This is a genomic window from Cupriavidus sp. UBA2010, assembly GCF_002335265.1.
In the GTDB taxonomy this organism is placed as follows: Bacteria; Pseudomonadota; Gammaproteobacteria; order Burkholderiales; family Burkholderiaceae; genus Cupriavidus; species Cupriavidus metallidurans.
Map to the genome: position 1 here is coordinate 1 of NZ_DDCI01000032.1, position 22,349 is coordinate 22,349.

The following is a 22,349-nucleotide window of genomic DNA, read 5'->3' on the forward strand; positions in this document are numbered from 1 at the left end:
TCGTGGAACAGGGGCAAGGTCAGTTGGCCCCTGACGCAATAACGCCATTGCCGCCGCTGGCCGGTTGACCAGCGGAATCCGACTTATCGAATCGCACGTATATACCGTGCCAGCCTGAATGCTGGCCGCGGCGGGACGCTTGCGCCCTGACGGCGCGGTTCGGTGCCTGGCCTCTGACGAGGATGAAGTGGTAGCGCCGCACTGGCCGCGGGTCGTACATGGACGGCTGGGGAATAAGTAGCAGGAGTGGTGCCAAGTCGCGCAATGCAGCACGAGAAGAACGGCCGCGGCCGGTGCCGGCAGTCATGCCGGTACCGGTCCCGTGGCCCCTTGGCGCCGGCATGCTGGCGTGCAGAAAATACCGGGTGAAGCATGCACTTAACGGGGAATGCGTACCGGCGTCGCGCGAAAGGCATCGCGGCGCTTGAGTTCGCCATTGTTGCACCGTTGCTCCTGACGCTCGTGCTGGGTATCACGTACTACGGCACGGTGTTCGTCTTGCAGCAGGCGCTGACGCTCGCGGCCGAAGAAGGCGCGCGGGCTGCCTTGCGTTATCCGCTCACCTCGACCGGAGGCACCACCGCCTCCACGCTTGATCTTCGCGTTGCCGCCGCCGCGCAGACCGCGCGCGCGATGCTGCCGACGTCGATGTCCTCGCTGATCTCGTCCGCGAACGTCGCCCAGCCCGTGACGTGCGCGTCCCCGTCCGGCACGCAGTGCGTGCAGGTGACGCTGAGCCTGCCAACCCGATCGATCCTGCCATCGGTGCCAATGGTTCCTGTGCCGGCCGTGCTGACCGGTTCGGCGATGGTCCAGCTATCTCCCGACATCTGAGCCCAGAGATCTGACATCCCCATGAACGACGGCCCGCATTTCATCCATCGACGCAACCCGAGACAAGGCTTGGCATGAGCAGCAAACAGATACGGATCGTGGCGATTGTCCTGCTCGTGCTCGCCGGTTTGCTGGCATTGCTGGCGCTGCAGGCGGCACGCCACACGGCCGCGCCGGCACCCGCGCAGGGCGTGGTGGCCACGCACGCCGTGGTCGTGACCACGCGCGCGGTGCCGGCAGGCAAGCCGCTGCCGGCGGACGCACTCCAGGTCCTGCAGTTGCCGATCGAACCGGGTGGCGCGTACCAGGACGTCGCACGTGTTGCCGGCCAGGTGCCGCTGGTCAACCTTGGCGCCAACGTGCCGGTGCTTGAAAGCGAATTGCTGGCCGGGCTGGCCCGTCAGATTCCCGATGGCGAGCGCGCGATGGCGGTGGCCGTGGATGAAGTGATCGGCGTCGGCAATCAGGTACAGCCTGGCGACTTTGTCGATGTCTTCGTGGTCCTGCGGCGCGATAGCCAGGAGATTCCTGAAAGCCAGACGCGGATGTTGTTGTCGCGCCTGCGCGTGCTGGCGTACGGCAACGGTGCGGTGAATGAAGCGCCGAAGCAGCAGGGCGAGCAGATGATGGCACGCCGCGAAGGCGCGAAAACGGCGGTGCTGTCGGTGCCGCTGGAGCAGGTTGGCACGTTGGTCATGGCGCAGCAGGCTGGCCGCCTGATGCTCGCGCTACGTAATCCGACTGACGAGGCGATGCCCAGCGATGGCATGTTCGCGGACCCGCCGGGGGTGCTGCAGGCCCGCGCGGGCGTGCCACCCGAAGCCCAGCGCGCGCCGGTGGACAAGGCTGTGGCGGGTGTGAGCCTCGCCGGGCTGGTCGGCGAACCGCGCGCGCCCCAAACGCCCGCGCCAGCGATGCGGCCTGCCGTGCTTCCCGCAGGACTCCCGGGGATGGTAGCCACCGCACGACGCGATCCCCAGAGCGAAGGCAATGGCGTGGAAATGATCCGCGCCGGCAAGCGAGCGATCGAATAACGGACGACACGGTATGCCGAAAAAGTTGAAACACCGTGTTCTGGCGCGACTGGTCGCGCTGACGATGCTGGCGCTGGCCGCGGCGCCGCTATCGCAAACGGATGCACAAGCAGCGACACAAGCGGCGACACAAGCGATGTCGCAGCCGTCAGGTTCCTTCGACACCGCAGGCTCGCGCACGTTGCGCCTGCTCGCTGGTGCGCAACAGGAAATCCGGCCCGGACAGGCGCTGGAGCGCGTGGCGGTGGGCAACCCCGAGGTGGCCGATGCGCTGCTGCTCAAACATCGGGGTGGTCCTGCTACGGTGCTCGTGGTGGCCCGCAAGCCCGGCGTCACCGACCTCAAGATCTGGAGCCGCGATGTTGCGCCGGTCAGCTACACGGTGCGCGTGGATGCGGTGCGGCCCGATCCCGGTGGCGCCAGCGTTGATCTTTCTTCCGCCGGGGCTTCGATCAGCGGCGAGTCTCCTGATGCCCCAGCCGCCGCGCATACGCTGATGGCGGCGCGCGCCGCCGTCTCCAGTGCGGATGGCAAGAGCGCAGGCGTTGTAGTCGATCGCTCGACGGTGCCGGTCTCCGGCACGGTGCAGGTCGACGTCAAGGTGGTGGAGATCAGCAAGACCGTTCTCAAGGAAATCGGCCTGAACTTCTATCGCGACAACGGCGGCTTCGCATTTGGCACCTTCAGCCCGTCGTCGCTGACCAAGGCCACGTTCACGCCGGGCGTTGGCACTGTGGTGGACTCGGTGTCGCCAATCAGCAGCGCTTTCAACCTGATCGCCGGCTCGGTGTCCAAGGGCATCTTCGCCAACCTGAGCCTGATGGAAGCCAACGGCCTGGTCCGCGTGCTGGCCGAGCCGAGCCTGGTGGCGTTGTCCGGGCAGAGCGCGAGCTTCCTGGCTGGCGGAGAGATTCCGATTCCGGTGCCGCAGGCGCTGGGGACCACGACGATCCAGTACAAGCCGTTCGGTATCGGGCTTACGGTATCGCCGACGGTGATGTCGCGTGAGCGCATCGCGCTCAAGGTGGCGCCCGAGGCCAGCGATCTCGATCCTTCGCGTGGCATCGTACTGAACGGCGCCACGGTGCCGGCCATCGTCACGCGGCGCGCCGACACCACGATCGAACTCGGTGACGGCGAGAGCTTCGTGATCGGCGGCCTGGTGAGCCGCAACACGGTCAGCAATGTCAGCAAGGTCCCGTTCCTGGGCGATCTGCCGGTGATCGGCAGCTTCTTCAAGAACCTGAACTTCCATCAGGAAGATCGCGAACTGATGATCGTGGTCACGCCGCACCTGATCAAGCCCCTGGCCAAGGATTCTCCCGCAGCGGCCGGCGCGTCCCAGGACGGCCGCACCAGCGCCAACCCCAACGTCTGGGGCCGCTACATGCTGGGCGAGTACGCGGACCAGAGCCTGCCAGGGTTCTCGAGATAGGCGGACCAACGATGGAACGAAACACATCTGTGGATCATTTCCTGCTCAACACCACGCGCGAGGACGTCCGGCACTGGTTGGGCCACGCGCTGGGCGCCGTTGGTACGCTGGTCGCCGAGGCCGATTCGCAGGATTCCTTCGTCGAGAAGATCGGCACATTGCGGCCCGGCCTGGTATTGCTCGACTTCACGCAGTCGCGCGCGATCGACTCGGCGCGGCTGGCCGAGCAGATCGCGCGGCTGTTTCCGCAGTTGCCGCTCGTCGCGGTGGGTCACGCAGGCGAGCCCGAGGCGTTGCTCGCCGCCTTGCGTGCCGGCGTGCGCGACTTCATCGACCTTGGTGGCGCGCCCGACCATGCGGCGTCCGTGGCCCGCCAGTTGATGGTGCCGCGCGTGCAGGTGCGGCCGGTCGCGGCAACGCGGCGCGACGGCAAGATCGTCGCGCTGCTCGGCGCGCGTCCGGGCGTGGGCGTCACCAGCCTGGCCGTGAATCTCGCGGCGGCCGCACGCCGCGGCGCGCAGGCCGAGGTGCTGCTGCTCGATCTGGGATTGCCGGCACGCGACGGCGCCCTCTATTCCAACGTCTCGCCCGAGTTCCATTTTGTCGAAGCGGTGCGCAACCTGCGGCGCTTCGACCAGGTGTTCGTCGATACCGCCATCGTGCGGCATGCCAATGGCATGTCGGTGCTGCCGCTGCCAGCCAGTCTGGCGGAGATGCGCGACATCTCGTTTTCCGAGGCCATGGCGCTGCTGGACCGGCTGCGCGAGTTCTTCGATCTCCAGGTGGTGGACCTTGGCGGGTTCTCGAACGCCGAGTTCATGGCGCAGATCGTCAAGGCTGCCGATACCGTGGTGCTGGTGGCCGAGCAGAGCGTCGGTGCGATCGTCTCCGCGGCAGAGCTGCTGCAGGAGCTGAAGAAGCGCGAGGTCGAGCGCGATGACCTGCATCTGCTGGTATCGCGCTTCGACGCCGAACTCGGGGTCGATGCGGAACAGATCGCCGAGCGGATCGGCGTGGCCTCGGTGGGCGTGCTGCCCGAGCGGCGCGCCGCGCTGTTGCAGGCCGGGAATCGTGGCGTCGTGCTGGCCGACCAATCGCCGGCGGACCCCTATGTGCGCGCTATCGGCGTGCTGTTGGAACGACTGGGATTCCGCGAAGGGCAGGTGCCCGAGCGCAGCGTCCTGGCCCGGATCAAGGAAAAGTTGCCCCAGATGCTGCGCCCGGTGCGCGCCGCAAGGGTAGGAAACTGACATGACCGACGCAATCGAATTCTCGGACAACGCTGCCGCCCCGTTTCCTGTTTCGCAGGAGTTTCACAATATCAAGGAGGCCGCGCACGAACACCTGCTCACGCGCATCGAGGAGCTTGGCGCGGAGTTCGGACGCTGGTCGCGCGTGGCCATCCAGCGTTTTGTCGATCTGGAGCTGGAGAGCTTCACGCGCCTGCGCCGCATTCCGATCAACGAAGCGGAGCTACGTCAGATTTCCGAGGCGCTGACCAACGAGCTGGCGGGCTTCGGGCCGATCGAGGATCTGCTCAATGACCCGGCGGTGGAAGATATTCTCGTCAACGGCCACATGGACGTCTACGTGTCGCGCCACGGCGTGCTGGAGCGGATTCCCGTGCGCTTTGCCGATGGCGGGCACTTGCTGCGCATCGTGCGGCGGATCCTGGCGCCGATTGGCCGCCGCCTGGACGAATCGAATCCGATGGTCGACGCGCGTCTGCCAGACGGTGGCCGTATCAACGTGATCATCCCGCCGCTGGCGCTGGAAGGTCCGGTCGTCTCGATCCGGAAGTTCCGCAAGGATCCGCTGACACCGCTCGATCTGCAGGAGCTCGGCACGATGAGCCCGGAGATTACCGAGCTGCTTGACGCCGCTGTGCGCGCGCGCTGCAACATCCTCGTGAGCGGTGGCACCAGTTCAGGCAAGACGTCGCTGCTCAACGCGCTGGCCACGTTCATCCCGTCCACCGAACGCGTGATCACGATCGAGGACACGGCCGAACTGGCGCTCAATCACCCGCACGTGGTCCGGCTCGAGAGTCGCCCCGGCGGATTCGAAGGTACCGGCACCGTGACGATCCGCGACCTGCTGCGCAACAGCCTGCGGATGCGTCCAGACCGCATCATCGTGGGCGAAGTGCGCGGCGGCGAAGTGCTGGAAATGCTGCAGGCGATGAGCACGGGCCACGACGGCTCGATGGGCACGATCCACGCCAGCAGTCCGCGCGAATGCCTGTACCGGCTGGAAATGCTGGCCGGGTTCGCGGGCTTCCAGGGCAGCGAAGTCAGCCTGCGCCGCCAGATCGCCAATGCGATCGACTTTATCGTGCAGATCGGCCGGCTGTCGAATGGCCGGCGCCGCATCCTGTCGATCACGGAAGTGACCGGACTGGGCGACAACATCATTTCCACGCAGGAGCTTTACCGGCACGAGCCGGTGCAGAACCCGGATGGCACCGAAAGCGACCGCTGGCAGTCGCTTGGCATCCTGCCGCATTCGCCCAAGCTGGCGCGGATGCGGCCGGCCAACTTCGCGCTGGATGACCGCTTTGATCTCTAGCGCCAGCCTCTTCATTGCCGCGCTCGCCATGATCATGGTCGGGCTGGGCCTGCTGATGCTCGCCGCCGCACGAAGCCGGTCGCGCGCCGAGGACGCCCGCGCGCACCTGACCGCGCAGACGGAGCAGGTACGCGCGCGCTACGCAACGGTCAGCGACCCCACGCCGCAATCGGCCACGCGCGATCTGCGCCGACGCTGGGACGACCTGATGCGGCGGGCGGACCTGAAGCCCACGCGCCGCACGTATCTGGTCGTGAGCGTGCCGATGACGCTGGCCGTGCTGGGTGGCGCCATCGTGGGTGGTGGCATCGGCGCGGGGGCCATGCTGGTCATGGTACTGATGCTGCTGTGCTTCTTCGTCTGGCTGCGTATCCGTCGGATCAAGGAAAAGATGCTGCGCCAGTTGCCCGGCTTCCTCGATGGCGTGGTGCGACTGATGACCATTGGCAGCAGCGTGCCAGCCGCTTTCCAGAACTCGGTGGCCAACACCGAACCGCCGCTGCGCCAGTGCCTGGTGCAGGTAATTCACTTGCAGCGCGCGGGCAAGGAGCTCGATCAGGCCGTGCTGCAGATGGGCCGGGCCTACGACCTCGACGAACTCGTGATCGTGTCGTCGGTGCTGCGACTCTCGCAGCGCTATGGCGGCCGCGCCGACGTGGTGATGGAACGCACCGCCACCTTCATGCGCGATCGTGAAGAGGCGCAACGCGAGTTGATGGCGCTCTCGGCGGAGACACGTATGTCGGCGTGGGTGCTGGGCCTGCTGCCGCTAATCGTGGGTGGCGGCATGTTCGTTTTCAACGCGGGCTACATCCTGCTGATGTGGCGTGACCCGGGCGGCAAGGCGATGCTGCTGACGGCGGCCGGGCTTGAGGTGGCAGGCGCGTTCCTGCTCTACCGGCTCGCCCGGTCGATCTAGAGGCCCGCCATGGACGTGTTCACACTGATCTCGATCAGCCTGCTTGTCGGCGCAGTGGCGATGATCCTGCTGGCGTGGCCGCTGCTGCAGCAATGGCGGCAGCGGCGCGCCGCCACACGCACGATCGACGAGGCGCTGGTGCGGCAGGCCACCCAGCGGGCCGCGGGTGCCGCCGCGCAGGCCGGTGCCGCACCGGCGACGCAACCGGCCCAGCAGATGTCGCCACGCGCCGCAGCGGCAGCCGCCGCCACGGCAGCGGCCACGGCCACGACGCAGGGTGCGAGCCCGGCGCCGGGTGTCGCCGACACGCAGCGCGGATCGATCGGCGCGCAGCTTGGCGGGCGCTTCAGCGAACGCTTTAACCAGCACTGGCTCGAATCGCGCCTGGGCAAGGCCGCGGTGAGTGCCGAGGAGCAGCAGTTGCTGGAGCAGTGCGGCTTCTACGGCGTCAGGCCACGCGCCGTGTTCGGTGCGTTGCGCCTGCTGGTGCCGGGCATCCTGGCGGCGCTGGCGTTCGCGTGGAAGCTCGACGTGTCGCTGGCCAGCGCCCTGGCATGGGCGTTTGCAGCGTTTGCGGGCGGCTTCCTGCTGGCGAAGACCCTGTTGCGGCGGCGCGCGGCCCAACGGCTGCGCAGCGTGGCCGACGAGCTTCCGATCCTGATCGACATGCTGCGCCTGCTGCAGGGCGTGGGATTGTCGATCGACCAGAGCCTGCAGATCATCGTGACCGAGTTCGGCAGCATGCTGCAGGTGCTTGGCCCCGAGCTGCAGCGCTCCAACCAGCAGTTCGCGTCGGGCCGCTCACGCGAGCAGACGCTGCTGCGCATCGGCAAGCTGTTCGACGATGAAGATCTCAAGGGCCTGATCACCTTGCTGACGCAGGTGGACCGCCACGGCGGCGCGGTGCAGGAGCCGTTGCGCCAGTTCGGCGAGCGGCTGCAGATCGCGCGCAAGGCGCGCATGAAGGACAAGATCGGCAGGCTGACGGTCAAGATGACCGGTGTGATGGTGGTCAGCCTGCTGCCCGTGTTGCTGATCCTGACGGCAGGCCCGGGGTTCCTGGGTGTGATGCGCATGTTGGCGCAGATGAATGGAGGCAGTTGAATGAAGACCGTGATGTCGCCTTGGTCGCCCTGGTCGCCCCGGACCCTCTTGCCAGCGTCACTGGCCATGCCGTTGGCAGCCGCTCTGCTGCTGGCCGGATGCGCGTCCACGCCGAACACCGCGGAGGTGATGGCGCAGCAGGCCGATGCGCAGATCGAACTGGCGAAGCTGCGCGACAAGGAGGCCCGCGCCGAATACAACGATCAGTCCGTCTATCTGGGGCTGATCAACCGGATGCAGACGGAGGGCATGTACTTCGCGTCGCTGGCGCATATCGACGCCTTCCAGCAGAAGTTCGGCAGCAATCCATCGCTGCTGGCGATGCGGGCCGATGCCCTGCGTGAGACCGGTCAGGATGATGCGGCCCTGCAGGCGTACCGTGATCTGCTCGGGACCGATCGCGCCGCGCGGGCGCATCACGGCATTGGCCTTGTGATCGGCAGACAGGGAGACTTCATGCGTGCCGCCGGTGAACTGCGCCAGGCGGTGTCGATGGAGCCGGTGAACCCGCAGTTCTCGAGCGATCTTGGCTACGCGCTGATGCGAGGCGGTGCACTGCAGGAGGCCCGCGTGCCGGTCATGCAGGCGCTGGAACTGGATGCCGCCAATCCGCGCGTGATCAGCAATGCGGTGGTGTGGTTGTGGGCGTCCGGCAAGCGCGCCGAAGCCAACGCCATGATGCAGCGTGCCGCGATGCAGGAGCCGACGCGATCGGCCATCCGCAAGGAGGCGGATCGGGTCAGTCGGGCCGTGCAGGTCCGCGAAAAGACCGCGCCGCATGGCGCGCAGGCCGTGGCGCTCAACGCAGGAGTCAAACCATGACGAGGAATCGTTCCAGACTGAAGGGCGCTGCGTGTACGGTGGCTATCGCCGCGATGCTGTTGGGGGTGGCCGGAGCCGCCTGGGCGCAATCCGCGCAATCCGCGCAAGCCGTCGAGCCGCCGCCGTCCCCGACGTTTCACCCGAACGACGTGCCGGTAGGGGACACCACGCGGATGCTGCTCGAGGTCCAGCGCAACGGCTCGCAGGCCGGGCCGCAGCAGTCGATGACCGGCGAAGAGGCGGCCATCGGCTATGCGCGCTATATGCGGAGCTTCCAGTACCCGTTGCCCGAATTCTTCAGCAGCCAGTCGACCGGCAGCGCATTGCGTGGCAGCACGGGCAGCCCGGCGCCGGTGGGGCAGTAGGCATCGCGATGCGTCACGTCACGTCCGGCTCGATCCACCCACGCCAGCGCGGTGCCGTCAGTCTGATGGCCGCGCTGCTGATTGCCGCGATTGGCGTCGCGGCGCTGGTGTCGCTCGACGTCGGCTTCGTGTTCTACACGCAGCGGCAGTTGCAGAAGCTGGTGGACGTGGCGGCGCTGTCCGGCGCGCAGCAATTGAAGAGCGCTGACGATCAGGCGACGACCAATGCCAACGTGCTGTCAAGCGTGACGTCCGCCGCGGCGCAGAACGGCTACGCCAAGGCCGTGGCGAATGATTGCAACACGGCAGTGGCTGGCGCGGCGGACGGCGTGCGGGCGTGCCTTGGGTTGTGGGACCCCGGCAACCCTGCCAATGGCGACAGCACGCGGCACTTCAATCCGGGCTATCCGGCCACAACGGTGTCGGCCAATGCGGTGCGCGTGCAGGCCACGTTGACGGTACCGCTGCTGTTCATGTTCCAGGGAGGCCAGTCGCGGCAGCTACACGCTGAGGCGATTGCCGCCGCGAGTCCGCCCGCCGCGTCGTTCACGCTGGGCAGCGGCCTGCTCAGGCTCTCGTCGGGTAACGGCCTGCTGGGGCTGCTGCTGGGCAACTCGGTCAATCTGTCGGTGGCGGACTGGAGCGGACTGGTAGGCGCGAACGTGACGCTCGAGCAGTTGCGTTTGCGGGCGGGTGTGGGCACGGTCGACCAGTTGCTGAACACTTCGCTCTCGATCCAGGACTTCTATGCGCTTGTGCTGGGCGCGGCGGGGCAATCGGCGCTGCTCAACGCGGCGCTTGGCAGCCCCACGACACAGCTTGGCCTGAATGGCATCGGCACCAAGGTGACGCTGGGCCAGATGCTCGACCTGGGCGTGCTGACACCGGCGGCTTCGTCGGCGGCGGAGGCGGCGCTCAATGTGGCAACGTTGCTGACCACGGCCGCCTATGTCGCGCGCGGGACGAGCGCGGTGGACCTGAGTACGCTCAACGTGAAGACTGCGCTTGGATCGATTGCCGGCTCGATGTACATCATCCAGCCGCCGAAGGTGGCCGTGGGGCCGGCCAAGCAGTATCCGGATGGAACGTGGAAGACCACTGCGACGACCGCGCAGCTTGGCCTGAAACTGGCTGCGCAGGTCTCTGTGCCGCTGGTGGTGGCCAACATCAATCTGAATCTGCCGTTGTGGCTGCAGATCGCGCAGGCCAAGGGAGATCTGACGCATATCCAGTGCGCGGCTGCCGTTCCGGACCGGCGGGCGACGATCAATGTGTCCACCAACGCCGTGATGGCGTGCCTGGGCAACCCCGGCGGCACAGGCTGTTCCGGCGGCCCGCTTACCATCGCCGACGTCCAGTTGTCGGCGGTCGGACTGTTCCCGATTGCCGATGCGAAGATGACCGGACAACCGATCTCGCAGTCCGGCCTCGCCGGTGCGGGCAACAGCTTCGTACTCGCACCGGGTGGTTACGTGGCCGCATCGTCGAGCACAGTGATCGGCGATACCGTGACCAACGTGATCAACGGCCTCAATCCAACGCTCGATGTCAGCCTGCTGCAACTTCAACTGCTGAGCATTTCCCCGGGCTGGCTGCTGCAACAGGTGCTGAATCCATTGCTCACGCTGATCAACCAACTCGTCAATACCCTGACGAGCCTGCTCGGCATCAGCCTTGCCAACGCCGACTTGTGGCTCAACGGCGTCGACTGCAACAACACGGAACTCGTGTACTGAACTGAACGATCATGAAAGCAGACCGCTGGGCCTACGAGAGCCTTGAAGTCTATGTGTGGGAAGGCAAGTACGAGATCGCCGATCGCGTCGCGCGCTTTCTGATGCCACTGGGCGCCGAAGTCGTTCGCGCGGGCGCGCTCGATGCGCTGCCGTCCGAGCCACGGGTCAAGCCCAGCATCGCCATCATCAGTGTGTCGGCGATCGGCTCCGCCAAGTTCACGCTGGATTGGGAAGCCGCGCACGGCATGCCGGTGATCTGGGTCGGCGCCCCCGACCGCGAGAGCGATCCCGGCCGGTTCCCGACCGAGTACGCCTACATCCTGCCCCACGATTTCACCGGCGCCGATCTGCGCACGCAGATCGCCAAGCTGATGCCGCAATTGATGGCGGCCGCCGAGGCGCGCCCCGATGTGGCCGATCTCGTCGCCGGGTCCGCGGCAATGCAGTCGCTGCTGGAGCAGGTCGATACCTTCGCCAATTTCGACAGCAACGTGATGCTCTATGGCGAGACCGGCGCGGGCAAGGAACGCATCGCGCGGCTCTTTCACGATCGCAACGCGACGTATGGCAAGGGACCGTTCGTGGCGGTCAACTGCGGCGCGATTCCCGATGGGCTGTTCGAATCGCAGTTCTTCGGTCACGCCAAGGGCGCGTTCACCGGCGCGATGTTCGCGCATCGTGGCTTCTTCGAACAGGCCACCGGCGGCACGCTGTTCCTTGATGAGATCGGCGACTTGCCGCTGTTCCAGCAGGTCAAGCTGCTGCGCGTGCTGGAGGAGAACGCGGTGACACGGCTCGGCTCCGCCATGGCGGTCAAGCTGGACTTCCGGCTGGTGGCCGCCACCAACAAGGATCTGCGCGAAGCCGTGACGCAAGGCCGCTTCCGCGCGGATTTGTACTTCCGGCTGGCCGTGATCGAACTGCGGCTGCCCAGCCTCGAGGACCGTGGCCCTGCGGACAAGATCGGCCTGCTGCAATCGTTCATGCGCCACATGATCGGCGCCGCCTACGATGCGCTGCCGCCGATGCCAGACTGGCTCAAGGGCGCCGTGGGCTCCGCGTTCTTCGTTGGTAACGTGCGCGAACTGCGCAACCTGGCCGAGCGCATCGGCATCACGGTCCAGCAGCGCGGCGAATGGGACGAGGCGCGCATCCGGCCGCTGTTTCGCTCGCTGCGCCCAGGCGCGTTCGATGGCACCGAGCGGGCCGACCCGCGCGGTGACGCGGAGGAGCGCCGCCGCATCATTGCCGCGCTCGATGCCAACAGCTGGCGACGCCAGGACACGGCGACGTGCCTCGGCATCAGCCGCAAGGTGCTGTGGGAAAAAATGCGCAAGTTCCAGATCGAGGACAGCGAGGCGGAGCCGGTCTGAGTGGTGTCCACGTACCGTTCGGTGGCCGCGACGTTATGATGCGGGACCGCACGGTATCTGCCGTGCTCTTGGCGCCACTGTGCCGAAGGACCCGAATTGCGTTTTCTCCACACCGCCGACTGGCATCTTGGTCGGCTCTTCCACGCCCGTAGCCTGATCGAGGATCAGTCTCATGTGCTCGACCAGTTCGTCGCGCTGGTGCGCGACCTGCGCCCCGACGCCGTGCTGATTGCCGGCGACGTGTACGACCGCGCGGTGCCGCCGCCGGAGGCCGTGGCGCTGCTCGACGATGTGCTGGCGCGTATCGTGGTGGATGCGGGCGTGCCCGTGGTGATGATCGCGGGCAATCACGACAGCGCCCAGCGCCTCGGCTTCGGCGCGCGCCTGCTGGCCGCGCGGGGTCTGCACGTGGCGGGGCGCACGGGTCCGGAAACGTCCTGCGTGACGCTGCACGATGCGCACGGCGAGGTGCGCATCTACGCCTTGCCCTATGCCGAACCGGCAGCGGTGCGCGACGCGCTCGGCGCCGACTTGCCGACGCACGAAGCCGCATTGAACGCCCAGCTCGACGCCATCCGCGCCACGCATCCCGCAGGCGTCCGTTCTGTGGCCGTGGCCCATGCCTTCGTGGTGGGCGGCGCGGTCAGCGAATCAGAGCGCCCACTGAGCGTGGGAGGTAGCGGTGCCGTGGCCGCGGACGTGTTCCACGGCTTCGATTTCGTGGCATTGGGACATCTGCATCGTCCGCAATGCATCGGCGATAGGATTCACTACTCGGGGTCGCTGCTCAAGTATTCGCTGTCGGAAGCCGAACACCTCAAGACGGTATCGCTGATCGAACTTGACGCCGAGGGTGGCGTCCGGATCGAGGCGATACCGCTGCGACCGTTGCGCGACCTGCGCGTGCTGACCGGCACGCTGGCCGGCTTGCTCGAGGCGGGCGCCACCGACCCGAGCCGGGACGACTACGTCCATGCGGTGCTGACCGACGCGGGCGCGTTGCTGGACCCGATGGCGCGACTGCGCCAGGTCTATCCGAACGCACTGGCGATCGAGCGCGCGGTGCTGGCGCGTAGTGGTCAGGCCGGGGAAGCGGGGCGCAAGCTGCGGGAACTGGATACAGCCAGCCTGTTCGCAAACTTTTTCCGCGAGGTGGCTGACACAGACCTCGACGGTGATCAGCGCCGCGCGCTCGACGATCTATTGGCAGTCATGCAGGCATCGGAAAGGGAGTCGGCATGAAACCGCTTTACCTGAAACTGCAGGCCTTCGGCCCGTTCGCCGCCACGGAGACGATTGACTTCACGCGGCTCGGCGACCAGGCGTTCTTCCTGATTCACGGCCCCACGGGCGCGGGCAAGACCACGCTGCTCGATGCCATCTGCTTCGCGCTCTATGGCGATACATCGGGTGGCGAGCGCAGCGCGCAGGACATGCGCAGCGCCAATGCGGATCCAGCCCTGCGGACCGAGGTCACCCTCGAGTTCTCGCTTGGGGCGACACGCTATCGCGTGACGCGTTCTCCGACGCAGGACCGCCCGAGCCCGCGTGCGGCAGGCGGCTTCGTCAAGGAGACTGCGAAGGCGCAGCTCGATGCCCAGGTGGACGGTGAGTGGAAAAGCCACGCCAGCCAGCCGGTCCGCGTGACCGACGCGGTGCGGGTTCTGCTCGGCTTCGACAGCGCGCAGTTCCGGCAGGTGATCGTGCTGCCACAGGGACGTTTCCGCGAATTGCTGACGGCGGACTCGAAGGCGCGGCAGTCGATCCTCGAGCGTCTGTTCCAGACCGAGCTCTACCGCCGCGTCGAGGAACTGCTCAAGGAGCAGGCCGCGAGCATTCGCCGCGAAGCCGAGGAGATCTCGGTACGACGCAAGACCTTGCTGGACCAGTATCAGTTGCCCTCCGAGCTGGCGCTTGACGAACGTATCGCCGCGCATCGGGAGACGTTGACCGAACTGGAACGGCGCGAAGCGCTGGCGCGAGCGAGTAGCGACGCGGCGCAGGCGTCCTTGCGCAAGGGCGAGCTGGAGAGCACGCAGATCAAGGCCTGGAAAGAGGCGGAGGGCGCCTATGCCCTGCTGTCGGCCCGCGTGCCGGCGGTCGACACGGACCGCGCGCGCCTGCAGGCCGCGCGACGCGCGGCACAGGTGACGCCGGTTGCGCAACTGCTCGAGGTTGCCAGGCAGGATCAGACGGCCGCACTCGCTGCGAATGCCGCCGCCGGGACACGCGTGGCAAGCGCCAGTCGGGCCGCAGATATCGCAACGGGCGCGCTGCGTGCGGAACAGGCGCGTGGCGAAGCGCGTTTGGCCGCGCAGCGCACCGTGGCGAAACTGGAGGCGATTCTCCCGCAGGCACGCAGGCTTGGCGTGCTGCGCAACGGCGTGGCGCTGGCGAGTACCGGACTGGCCGCTGCAGAGGTGGCGCTTGCCGCCAAGGCGAAGGCGCGCGATGCCGCCGTGGCGGCGGCGAAGACGCTGGAAGGCGAGCTTGAGCTTGCGCGGCGCGACGGTGCAAATGCGCAGGCCCTGCAGCTTCAGCTTGGACTGGCGCGCGAACGCGCGACGCGCGTGGCACGTTGCCGGCAGCTCGATGCCGACCTTGGGCCCTTGCGCGAATCGCTGGCCTCAGCGGAAGCCGGCGCCAGCCGGGCGATGCAGACGCGCGACGCCGCGCGCGTCGCGATGCGTCAGGCGGAATCGGACTGGCGCTTTGGCCAGGCAGCACGCCTTGCCGCTGGCGTGAAGCGTGGCGAACCCTGCCCCGTCTGCGGTGGCAAGGACCACCCTGCGCTGGCGCAGCAGACGCTGGTGCTGGTGACCGACGAGGACCTCGATACCACGCGGGCCGCCTTGCAACATGCCGACGAGGCGTTGGCCGACGCGCAGGCCGTGCGGCAAAAGGCCGAGGCAAACGTCGCCCAATGTCAGGTGCGTCTGGCGGATCTGCGTGAAGGCGCAGGCGATGTGTCCGACGCGGGCGTGCAGGCGCTCGATCAGGAGATCCAGACGCTGACCGCCAGCGGCGCGAGGGCCGAGGCGGCGGCAACCCGCGCGGAACGGCTCGCGGCCCAGACCGTACAGGCACGTCAGGCGCAGGAGTCTGCCGAAGCCGCCGTACAGGCGGCCGATGGCGCATTGCGCACGGCGATGCATGAGCACGCTCAGCTAGATGGCGAGTGGCGTGCCGCGAGTGCGCAGGTGCCGGAGGATTCGCGCGACCCCGACGTCGTGGCCGCATCGCTCAAAGCCGCGCAGCGCGAAGCCGGCGCACTGGAAGCCGCATTGCAGGCGGCCCAGGGCGCCGAGCGCGATGCGGTGGCGCTGCTGGCCGGTGCGAATGCGGCACTGGCCGCCGCGCGCGAAGCCACTACCCGTGCCGAGGAACGGGCCGCGCAACGCGAAGCCGCCTTCGTGGACGCACTTGCCACTGCCGGATTCGCCGGAGCGGACGACTACCGCGCCGCATCCCTGGCTGACGATGCCACGTGCGTGCTCGACGACGCCGTGCGTGCGTTCGATGTCGATCTGGCTCGCGCCGCGGAATGGCGCCAACGCACGGCGGAAATCGGTCAGGCGCTACAGACGCCGGACATGCCTGCGCTTCTGGCGGCACGCGATGCGGTGGCTGTGCAGCTTGAAGCGGCGATCCGGCAGCGCAGCGAACTGGCCGCGGTGCGCGATGCGCTGTTGCAGTGCAAGGGCCTGCTCGACTCGCTGGCCGCCGAAGGACGCGACGTCGAGACGCGCTACGCCGTGCTCGGCCGCCTGTCGGAAGTGGCGAACGGCAATAATCCGCGCCGCATGACGTTCCAGCGTTTCGTGCTGGCCACGTTGCTCGATGAGGTGCTGGAAGCCGCGTCGCTACGGCTGCTGCGCATGAGCCGGGGCCGCTACGCGCTGCAACGTGTGCGAGAGCAGGGCGATCAGCGCGTGGCCGGTGGCCTTGACCTCGAAGTGTTCGATCACGATACCGGCGGCACGCGCCCGGCCAATACGCTGTCGGGCGGCGAAGGCTTCCTGGCATCGCTGTCGCTGGCGCTGGGTCTGGCCGATGTGGTGCAGTCGCGCGCGGGTGGCATCCAGCTCGATACGCTGTTCGTTGACGAAGGCTTCGGCACGCTCGATCCGGAAAGTCTCGACTTCGCGATTCGCACGCTGCTCGATCTTCAGCAGGCCGGACGGCTGGTCGGCATCATCTCGCACGTAACCGAACTGCGTGAGCGGATCGACGTGCGGCTCGAGGTCCGGCCCGGCGTGGCGGGCAGTCAGGCCGTGTTGCGCCTGCCCTGAGCCGGGGTCCCGGGCCCCGGGTCCTCGGCGCCGGAGCGCGCGGTGGAAGGCGCGCGAGCGCAATTCCACGCGCGCGCCACTTGGGAGATACCCCAAATCGCGACGCGGACGCCACGTGCCTAGAATATTCGGCGAGCACTTAATAAAACGCAGTTCCGCCTATCGGAACTTCGAGGGAGGGGAGGCTGCGACGAATCCGTCTGGCCTTTTTCCTTCCTGCTCGATCCCATAACGAATATTCGGAGGTGTCGTGCGTTTCCATCGTCGTCCTGAAGCTGTTCGCGCCCTGGTGGCCGCGGTGCTCGTGACCTGCGCCGCAGGGGCCATTGCCCAGAGCCTGCCCGCCAGCAAGGCGCCCCCCGCCACGCTCACGCCTGACCAGCAGCGCTTTCACGATATCTACAAGGAACTGGTCGAAATCAACACGACGCATTCGGCCGGGGACAGTACCCGGGCGGCGCGCGCGATGGAGAAGCGACTGGTGGAGGCGGGCTTCTCCGCGTCGGATATCCAGGTGTTCGAGCCGTTTCCGCGCAAGGGCAATCTGGTGATGCGCTTCAAGGGCACCGGCGCCAGGCAGCCGGTTCTGCTGCTGGCGCATATCGACGTCGTGGAGGCCAAGCGCGAGGACTGGAAGACCGACCCCTTCCAGCTTCAGGAGACCAACGGCTACTTCACCGCGCGTGGCTCCATCGACGACAAGGCGATGGCGTCGGCGTTCGTGTCGGTGCTGGGACAGTTGAAGCAGGAAGGCTTCAAGCCGTCGCGCGACATCATCCTGGCGCTCACGTCCGACGAGGAGCGCGGCGACGTGCCCAGCAATGGCGCCGACTGGCTGGTGAAGAACAAGCCTGAACTGCTGAAGGCCGAGTTCGGCATCAACGAGGGCGGCGGCGGCGAGCTGCGCGACGGCAAGCCGGTGCTGCACCGCGTTCAGGTGGCCGAGAAGATGTACACGACCTACGAACTGGAAGTGCGCGACGTGGGTGGGCATAGCTCGGTGCCGACCAAGTCCAATCCTGTGTACGCGATGTCCGAGGCGCTGAGCCGCCTGGGTGCGTACCAGTTCCCGGTCAAGATGGCCGACGTGACGCAGACCTACTTCGCGCGCAGCGCTCCGCTGGCGAAGGGGCAACTCGCCGAGGACATGCGCGAGGTCGGGACGGGCCGTCCGAGCCAGGCGGCGATCGACCGGCTGTCGGCCATTCCGTTCTACAACGCGCAGCTTCGTACCACCTGCGTGGCGACCATGGTCAATGCCGGGCACGCCGAGAACGCGTTGCCGCAATCGGCCAAGGCCATCGTCAACTGTCGCATCCTGCCGCATGACGATCCGGCCGACATCGACCGCCAGCTCAAGTCGGCAATCGGTAACGACAAGATCAGCGTGCGATACATCAACAAGCCGCTGGCCAGCCCGGCCTCTCCGCTAGACGGCGCGCTGATGAAGGAAGTCGATGCGCTGACCAAGCAGATGTGGGATGTGCCGGTGATTCCGGCCATGAGCACGGGCGCAACCGACAGCCGCTTCATGCGCAATGCCGGTATCCGGATGTACGGTGTTTCCGGCCTGTTCACCGAACCGTCGGACATGCGCGCGCATGGTCTGGACGAGCGCATCGAGATTGCGCGCCTGTACGATGGCCGTGAGTTTCTCTACCGTCTGGTGAAGCGGTTGTCGGAATAATTTAGTAAAACTGCGATTCCGCAAGGCATCGGCGGGCGTTGCGCACTACCATGCGTGGTAGCTGTGCATCGCCCGCCGTACCTTTGGTTCAAGCCGGTTTCAGCCCGCCTCTGGTCGTGTATGACGCTGCCAGCCGGGCTGGCCGATTATCGCCCGAGACGTGGCCCCCTGCCTTGACCCTGTTTTGGCGACAGGTGTAACCTTTGTTCATTCTGCGAATTGGAGTTCGTATAGCGAACTTCATGGGAATCCGGTGAACAAAGCAGGAAGTTTCTGACGTTCGCTGGTATTCGCAGCAAGCATCTGCATGAAGCCGCAGCAAGATGGCTGACAAAACAACTGCAAGATTGTTGGACTGTCCTTGACGGACCACCGCGCACGGAGCGCGGGGACATCAGACAGGACGCCCGTCCAGCCACTGCCGGAGACAGCTTTGCGTGCCGCGCCCCTTTGCGGCCGGTCCCGGTATGCGCGCCGGACCCTTCCATACTGGAACGCAAGTGATCAACAAGCTATATGACTCGGTGGAATCGGCAATGGCCGACATCCACGATGGCGCCACGATCCTGATTGGCGGTTTCGGCCTGGCCGGCATGCCGGCGGAGCTGATCGACGCGCTGATCGCCCAGGGCGCGCGCGACCTGACCATCGTCAACAACAACGCCGGCAATGGCGACACGGGCCTGGCAGCGCTGCTCAAGGCCAAGCGTGTCCGCAAGATCATTTGCTCGTTCCCGCGCCAGGCGGACTCCTACGTATTCGACTCGCTGTTCCACGCCGGTGAAATCGAGCTGGAACTCGTGCCCCAGGGCAACCTGGCCGAGCGCATCCGCGCGGCCGGCGCCGGCATCGGTGGTTTCTTCACGCGCACGGCCTACGGCACGCCGCTGGCCGAAGGCAAGGAAACGCGCATCATCGACGGCCAGGGCTATGTCTTCGAAAAGCCGATCCACGCTGACTTCGCGCTGATCAAGGCCGAGACCGCCGACCGCTGGGGCAATCTGGTCTATCGCAAGACCGCCCGCAACTTCGGCCCGATCATGGCCATGGCTGCCAAGTGCCCGATCGTGCAGGTCAGCAACGTAGTGGAACTGGGCGAGCTGGACCCCGAGCACATCATCACGCCGGGTCTGTTCGTCAAGCGCGTGGTCAAGGTTGCAAGCGCCGCCAAGCCGGCCAGCGCGGCCTGATCCGAATCGAGCGAAGAAGGAGAAACACATGCAACGCCTGACCCGCGACCAAATGGCCGCCCGCGTGGCCAAAGACATTCCGGACGGTGCCGTGGTGAACCTCGGCATCGGCCTGCCCACCCTGGTCGGCAATCAACTGCCGGCCGACCGTGAAATCCTGCTGCACAGCGAGAACGGCCTGCTCGGCATGGGCCCCGCTCCCGCGCCGGGTGAGGAAGACGGCGACCTGATCAACGCTGGCAAGCAGCCGGTGACGATCAAGCCGGGTGGCTCGTATTTCCACCACGCCGATTCGTTCGCGATGATGCGTGGCGGCCACCTCGACTTCTGCGTGCTGGGGGCGTTCCAGGTCTCGGAGAAGGGTGACCTGGCCAACTGGCATACCGGCGCGCCGGGCGCCATCCCCGCCGTCGGCGGTGCGATGGACCTGGCCATCGGCGCCAAGCAGGTGTTCGTGATGATGGAGCACCTGACCAAGCAGGGCGAAAGCAAGATCGTGTCCCAGTGCACCTATCCGCTGACCGGCATCGGCTGCGTCACGCGTGTCTACACGGACCTGGCCACGATCGATGTGACGCCGGACGGCCTGGTTGCCCGCGATCTCGTGGACGGCCTGTCGTTCGACGAACTGCAACGCCTGACCGGCGTGCCTCTCAAGCAGGCCGTAGCCGCCTGACCCACCACCAAGACGAGCGAGACAGAACATGAGCGAAGCATTCATCGTTGACGCCATCCGTACCCCCATCGGCCGTTACGCCGGCAGCCTGTCCGGCGTGCGCGCGGACGACCTGGGCGCCGTGCCCCTGAAGGCCCTGATGGCCCGTAACGCCAGCGTGGACTGGTCGGCGATCGACGACGTGATCTTTGGCAACGCCAACCAGGCCGGCGAAGACAACCGCAACGTGGCGCGCATGTCGGCCCTGCTGGCTGGCCTGCCGGACGCCGTTCCCGGCGCGACGATCAACCGCCTGTGCGGTTCGGGCATGGACGCCACCGGCACCGCCGCCCGCGCCATCAAGGCTGGTGAAGCCAACCTGATGATTTCCGGCGGCGTGGAAAGCATGAGCCGCGCCCCGTTCGTCATGGGCAAGGCCACCTCGGCCTTCTCGCGTGACGCGCAGATCTTCGACACGACCATCGGCTGGCGTTTCATCAACCCGGCGATGCGCGCCGCCTACGGCGTGGACTCGATGCCCGAGACCGCCGAGAACGTGGCGACCGACTACAAGATCGGCCGTGAAGACCAGGATCTGATGGCGCTGCGCAGCCAGGAGAAGGCATCGCGCGCGCAGGCCGACGGCACGCTGGCGCAGGAAATCACCCCGGTGACGATTCCGCAGAAGAAGGGCGACGCCATCGTGGTCGACCGCGACGAACATCCGCGTGCCACGAGCATGGAAGCGCTGGCCAAGCTGCGCGGCGTGGTGCGTCCGGACGGCACGGTGACCGCCGGTAACGCTTCGGGCGTGAACGACGGCGCGTGCGCGCTGCTGCTGGCCAGCGAAGCGGGCCTGAAGCAGCACGGTCTGAAGCCGCGCGCCCGCATCGTTGGCATGGCAACGGCCGGCGTGGCACCGCGCGTGATGGGTATCGGCCCGGCACCGGCCACGCAGAAGCTGATGAAGCAACTGGGTATGACGCTGGACCAGATCGACGTGATCGAACTGAACGAAGCGTTCGCCGCGCAAGGCCTGGCCGTGCTGCGTCAACTGGGCATCGCCGACGATGACAAGCGCGTGAACCCGAACGGCGGCGCCATCGCACTGGGCCACCCGCTCGGCATGAGCGGCGCGCGTCTGGTGACGACCGCGATGTACCAACTGGAGCGCACTGGTGGCCGCTTCGCGCTGTGCACGATGTGCATCGGCGTGGGCCAGGGCATCGCCATGGTGATCGAGCGCGTTTGATGGCTTGATGCATCACCACTGGCCGATGCCAGTGGTGATGCGCTCCCTTCTCCCGCGCAAGTGGGAGAGGGGAGTTACCGAAGCAGAACCGTAGAAGTTTCAGTTTCCCTTGCTTCCCGTCGTTAATTCATGCGGGAAGTTTCAGTGGTGTCTCTTCCCCAACGAGGTAGAGCATCGCGGCCAGGCCGACGGGCTCGCCGGCTTCGCCGCATTTTTTCTGATTTGACCGGCCGCTTGCGTGCCGGTGCGGAGTACCGAGATGTCCCTTCCTGTTGCCACCCTGGTCACTGGCGCCAGTTCCGGAATCGGCCGAGCCATTGCGGAAATGCTGCTCGCCGATGGTGTGACGCGTGTCATCAACGTCGACTATGCAGCGCCGACGTGGTCGCACCCGAACATGACCTTCTTCCAGGCTGACCTGACCAATGCCGATGCCACGCGCGCGGTGGCGGAGCAGGTGACGTCTCAGTTCGCCGTGACGCGGCTCGTCAACAATGCCGGCGCCACGCGCCCCGGCACGGCTGACACGGCCACGGCGGAAGATCTCGATTACGTCGTGGGCCTGACCCTGCAGGCCACGATGCTGCTGACACAGGCCTGCCTGCCCGCGATGCGCGCGGCGGGGTTTGGCCGCATTGTCAACATGGCCTCGCGCGCGGCGCTGGGCAAGCCCGAACGCGTGGTGTATTCCGCGGCCAAGGCTGGGCTGGTTGGCATGACCCGAACGCTGGCGATGGAGCTGGGCGGCGACGGCATCACCGTCAACGCCGTGGCACCGGGTCCCATCGCCACCGAGCTGTTCCGCCGGAGCAATCCGGAGGGCAGCGAACAGACACGGCGCATTCTGGCAAGCATCGCCGTGAAACGCATGGGAACGCCGGAAGACGTGGCGCGTGCCTCGCTGTTCTTCCTTGCACCCGAGAATGGTTTCGTGACGGGACAGGTCCTGTACGTCTGCGGCGGAACCACGCTGGGTGTGGCACCCGTATAAGAAAGTGCCCGCCCCCCAGGCACGGGGCGGAATAGCGGTTCAAAGCATTACGTCCGCGGTAAGCCAGTTGGCTAGCGGACGTGCATCACTCC

The 22,349-nt window shown here is 66.7% G+C and carries 18 protein-coding genes; all 18 read left to right on the forward strand.

Annotation, left to right across the window (positions count from 1 at the left end; all coding sequences use genetic code 11):
• The first annotated feature begins 372 nt into the window (after nt 1–372).
• The 18 genes from B2246_RS22480 to B2246_RS22565 all read left to right on the forward strand — a co-directional run bounded on the left by B2246_RS22480 (nt 373) and on the right by B2246_RS22565 (nt 22,257).
• Entirely contained in the window at nt 373–834 is a 462-nt protein-coding gene (locus B2246_RS22480; protein WP_286881256.1) for a TadE/TadG family type IV pilus assembly protein, read from the forward strand.
• Nucleotides 835–908: 74 nt separating this feature from the next.
• A complete protein-coding gene (cpaB, locus tag B2246_RS22485; protein WP_286881255.1) occupies nt 909–1,868 on the forward strand; it encodes a Flp pilus assembly protein CpaB in 960 nt (319 codons plus the stop codon).
• Between the two features lie 13 nt (nt 1,869–1,881).
• Nucleotides 1,882–3,303 carry a type II and III secretion system protein family protein gene (locus tag B2246_RS22490; protein WP_286881253.1) on the forward strand — a complete coding sequence of 474 codons (1,422 nt, stop codon included), beginning with the start codon at nt 1,882–1,884 and terminating at the stop codon, nt 3,301–3,303.
• Between the two features lie 11 nt (nt 3,304–3,314).
• A complete protein-coding gene (locus tag B2246_RS22495) occupies nt 3,315–4,553 on the forward strand; it encodes a pilus assembly protein (protein ID WP_286881252.1) in 1,239 nt (412 codons plus the stop codon).
• A 1-nt stretch (nt 4,554) separates the two neighbouring features.
• On the forward strand, nt 4,555–5,871 hold the full coding sequence (locus B2246_RS22500) for a CpaF family protein (RefSeq protein WP_008648144.1): 1,317 nt from the start codon (nt 4,555–4,557) through the stop codon (nt 5,869–5,871).
• Nucleotides 5,864–6,790 (forward strand): type II secretion system F family protein, encoded by a 927-nt coding sequence (locus B2246_RS22505; RefSeq protein ID WP_286881259.1) that lies wholly within the window; start codon nt 5,864–5,866, stop codon nt 6,788–6,790. Before B2246_RS22500 ends, B2246_RS22505 begins: the two co-directional genes overlap by 8 nt.
• A gap of 9 nt (nt 6,791–6,799) precedes the next feature.
• Nucleotides 6,800–7,894 carry a type II secretion system F family protein gene (locus B2246_RS22510; protein ID WP_035880676.1) on the forward strand — a complete coding sequence of 365 codons (1,095 nt, stop codon included), beginning with the start codon at nt 6,800–6,802 and terminating at the stop codon, nt 7,892–7,894.
• Complete coding sequence (locus tag B2246_RS22515; protein WP_035880678.1) at nt 7,895–8,716, forward strand: tetratricopeptide repeat protein; 822 nt, start codon at nt 7,895–7,897, stop codon at nt 8,714–8,716.
• Nucleotides 8,713–9,081: a DUF3613 domain-containing protein gene (locus tag B2246_RS22520; protein WP_286881251.1), complete on the forward strand. Its 369-nt coding sequence runs from the start codon at nt 8,713–8,715 to the stop codon at nt 9,079–9,081. Before B2246_RS22515 ends, B2246_RS22520 begins: the two co-directional genes overlap by 4 nt.
• An 8-nt stretch (nt 9,082–9,089) precedes the next feature.
• On the forward strand, nt 9,090–10,817 hold the full coding sequence (locus B2246_RS22525) for a TadG family pilus assembly protein (protein WP_008646425.1): 1,728 nt from the start codon (nt 9,090–9,092) through the stop codon (nt 10,815–10,817).
• Between the two features lie 11 nt (nt 10,818–10,828).
• A complete protein-coding gene (locus tag B2246_RS22530; RefSeq protein ID WP_286881250.1) occupies nt 10,829–12,190 on the forward strand; it encodes a sigma 54-interacting transcriptional regulator in 1,362 nt (453 codons plus the stop codon).
• 96 nt (nt 12,191–12,286) lie between these two features.
• The gene (locus tag B2246_RS22535) at nt 12,287–13,432 is read left to right on the forward strand and encodes an exonuclease SbcCD subunit D (RefSeq protein ID WP_286881249.1); all 1,146 of its coding nucleotides are present in this window, start codon (nt 12,287–12,289) and stop codon (nt 13,430–13,432) included.
• Complete coding sequence (locus B2246_RS22540) at nt 13,429–16,482, forward strand: AAA family ATPase (RefSeq protein WP_286881248.1); 3,054 nt, start codon at nt 13,429–13,431, stop codon at nt 16,480–16,482. Before B2246_RS22535 ends, B2246_RS22540 begins: the two co-directional genes overlap by 4 nt.
• A gap of 250 nt (nt 16,483–16,732) precedes the next feature.
• Complete coding sequence (locus B2246_RS22545) at nt 16,733–18,169, forward strand: M20/M25/M40 family metallo-hydrolase (RefSeq protein WP_008645346.1); 1,437 nt, start codon at nt 16,733–16,735, stop codon at nt 18,167–18,169.
• 500 nt (nt 18,170–18,669) lie between these two features.
• Nucleotides 18,670–19,359: a 3-oxoacid CoA-transferase subunit A gene (locus B2246_RS22550; protein WP_008645347.1), complete on the forward strand. Its 690-nt coding sequence runs from the start codon at nt 18,670–18,672 to the stop codon at nt 19,357–19,359.
• 28 nt (nt 19,360–19,387) lie between these two features.
• A complete protein-coding gene (locus B2246_RS22555) occupies nt 19,388–20,035 on the forward strand; it encodes a 3-oxoacid CoA-transferase subunit B (protein WP_008645348.1) in 648 nt (215 codons plus the stop codon).
• Nucleotides 20,036–20,063: 28 nt separating this feature from the next.
• Nucleotides 20,064–21,266: a 3-oxoadipyl-CoA thiolase gene (gene pcaF / locus B2246_RS22560; protein WP_008645349.1), complete on the forward strand. Its 1,203-nt coding sequence runs from the start codon at nt 20,064–20,066 to the stop codon at nt 21,264–21,266.
• Nucleotides 21,267–21,525: 259 nt separating this feature from the next.
• A complete protein-coding gene (locus B2246_RS22565; protein ID WP_008645350.1) occupies nt 21,526–22,257 on the forward strand; it encodes an SDR family NAD(P)-dependent oxidoreductase in 732 nt (243 codons plus the stop codon).
• The last annotated feature ends 92 nt before the right edge of the window (nt 22,258–22,349 follow it).

What these genes read in the sequence shown, in the direction of transcription:
- B2246_RS22480 (WP_286881256.1), top strand. Translation starts at nt 373, where the DNA reads ATGCACTTAACGGGGAATGCGTACCGGCGTCGCGCGAAAGGCATCGCG.
- cpaB (WP_286881255.1), top strand. Translation starts at nt 909, where the DNA reads ATGAGCAGCAAACAGATACGGATCGTGGCGATTGTCCTGCTCGTGCTC.
- B2246_RS22490 (WP_286881253.1), top strand. Translation starts at nt 1,882, where the DNA reads ATGCCGAAAAAGTTGAAACACCGTGTTCTGGCGCGACTGGTCGCGCTG.
- B2246_RS22495 (WP_286881252.1), top strand. Translation starts at nt 3,315, where the DNA reads ATGGAACGAAACACATCTGTGGATCATTTCCTGCTCAACACCACGCGC.
- B2246_RS22500 (WP_008648144.1), top strand. Translation starts at nt 4,555, where the DNA reads ATGACCGACGCAATCGAATTCTCGGACAACGCTGCCGCCCCGTTTCCT.
- B2246_RS22510 (WP_035880676.1), top strand. Translation starts at nt 6,800, where the DNA reads ATGGACGTGTTCACACTGATCTCGATCAGCCTGCTTGTCGGCGCAGTG.
- B2246_RS22515 (WP_035880678.1), top strand. Translation starts at nt 7,895, where the DNA reads ATGAAGACCGTGATGTCGCCTTGGTCGCCCTGGTCGCCCCGGACCCTC.
- B2246_RS22520 (WP_286881251.1), top strand. Translation starts at nt 8,713, where the DNA reads ATGACGAGGAATCGTTCCAGACTGAAGGGCGCTGCGTGTACGGTGGCT.
- B2246_RS22525 (WP_008646425.1), top strand. Translation starts at nt 9,090, where the DNA reads ATGCGTCACGTCACGTCCGGCTCGATCCACCCACGCCAGCGCGGTGCC.
- B2246_RS22530 (WP_286881250.1), top strand. Translation starts at nt 10,829, where the DNA reads ATGAAAGCAGACCGCTGGGCCTACGAGAGCCTTGAAGTCTATGTGTGG.
- B2246_RS22540 (WP_286881248.1), top strand. Translation starts at nt 13,429, where the DNA reads ATGAAACCGCTTTACCTGAAACTGCAGGCCTTCGGCCCGTTCGCCGCC.
- B2246_RS22555 (WP_008645348.1), top strand. Translation starts at nt 19,388, where the DNA reads ATGCAACGCCTGACCCGCGACCAAATGGCCGCCCGCGTGGCCAAAGAC.
- pcaF (WP_008645349.1), top strand. Translation starts at nt 20,064, where the DNA reads ATGAGCGAAGCATTCATCGTTGACGCCATCCGTACCCCCATCGGCCGT.
- B2246_RS22565 (WP_008645350.1), top strand. Translation starts at nt 21,526, where the DNA reads ATGTCCCTTCCTGTTGCCACCCTGGTCACTGGCGCCAGTTCCGGAATC.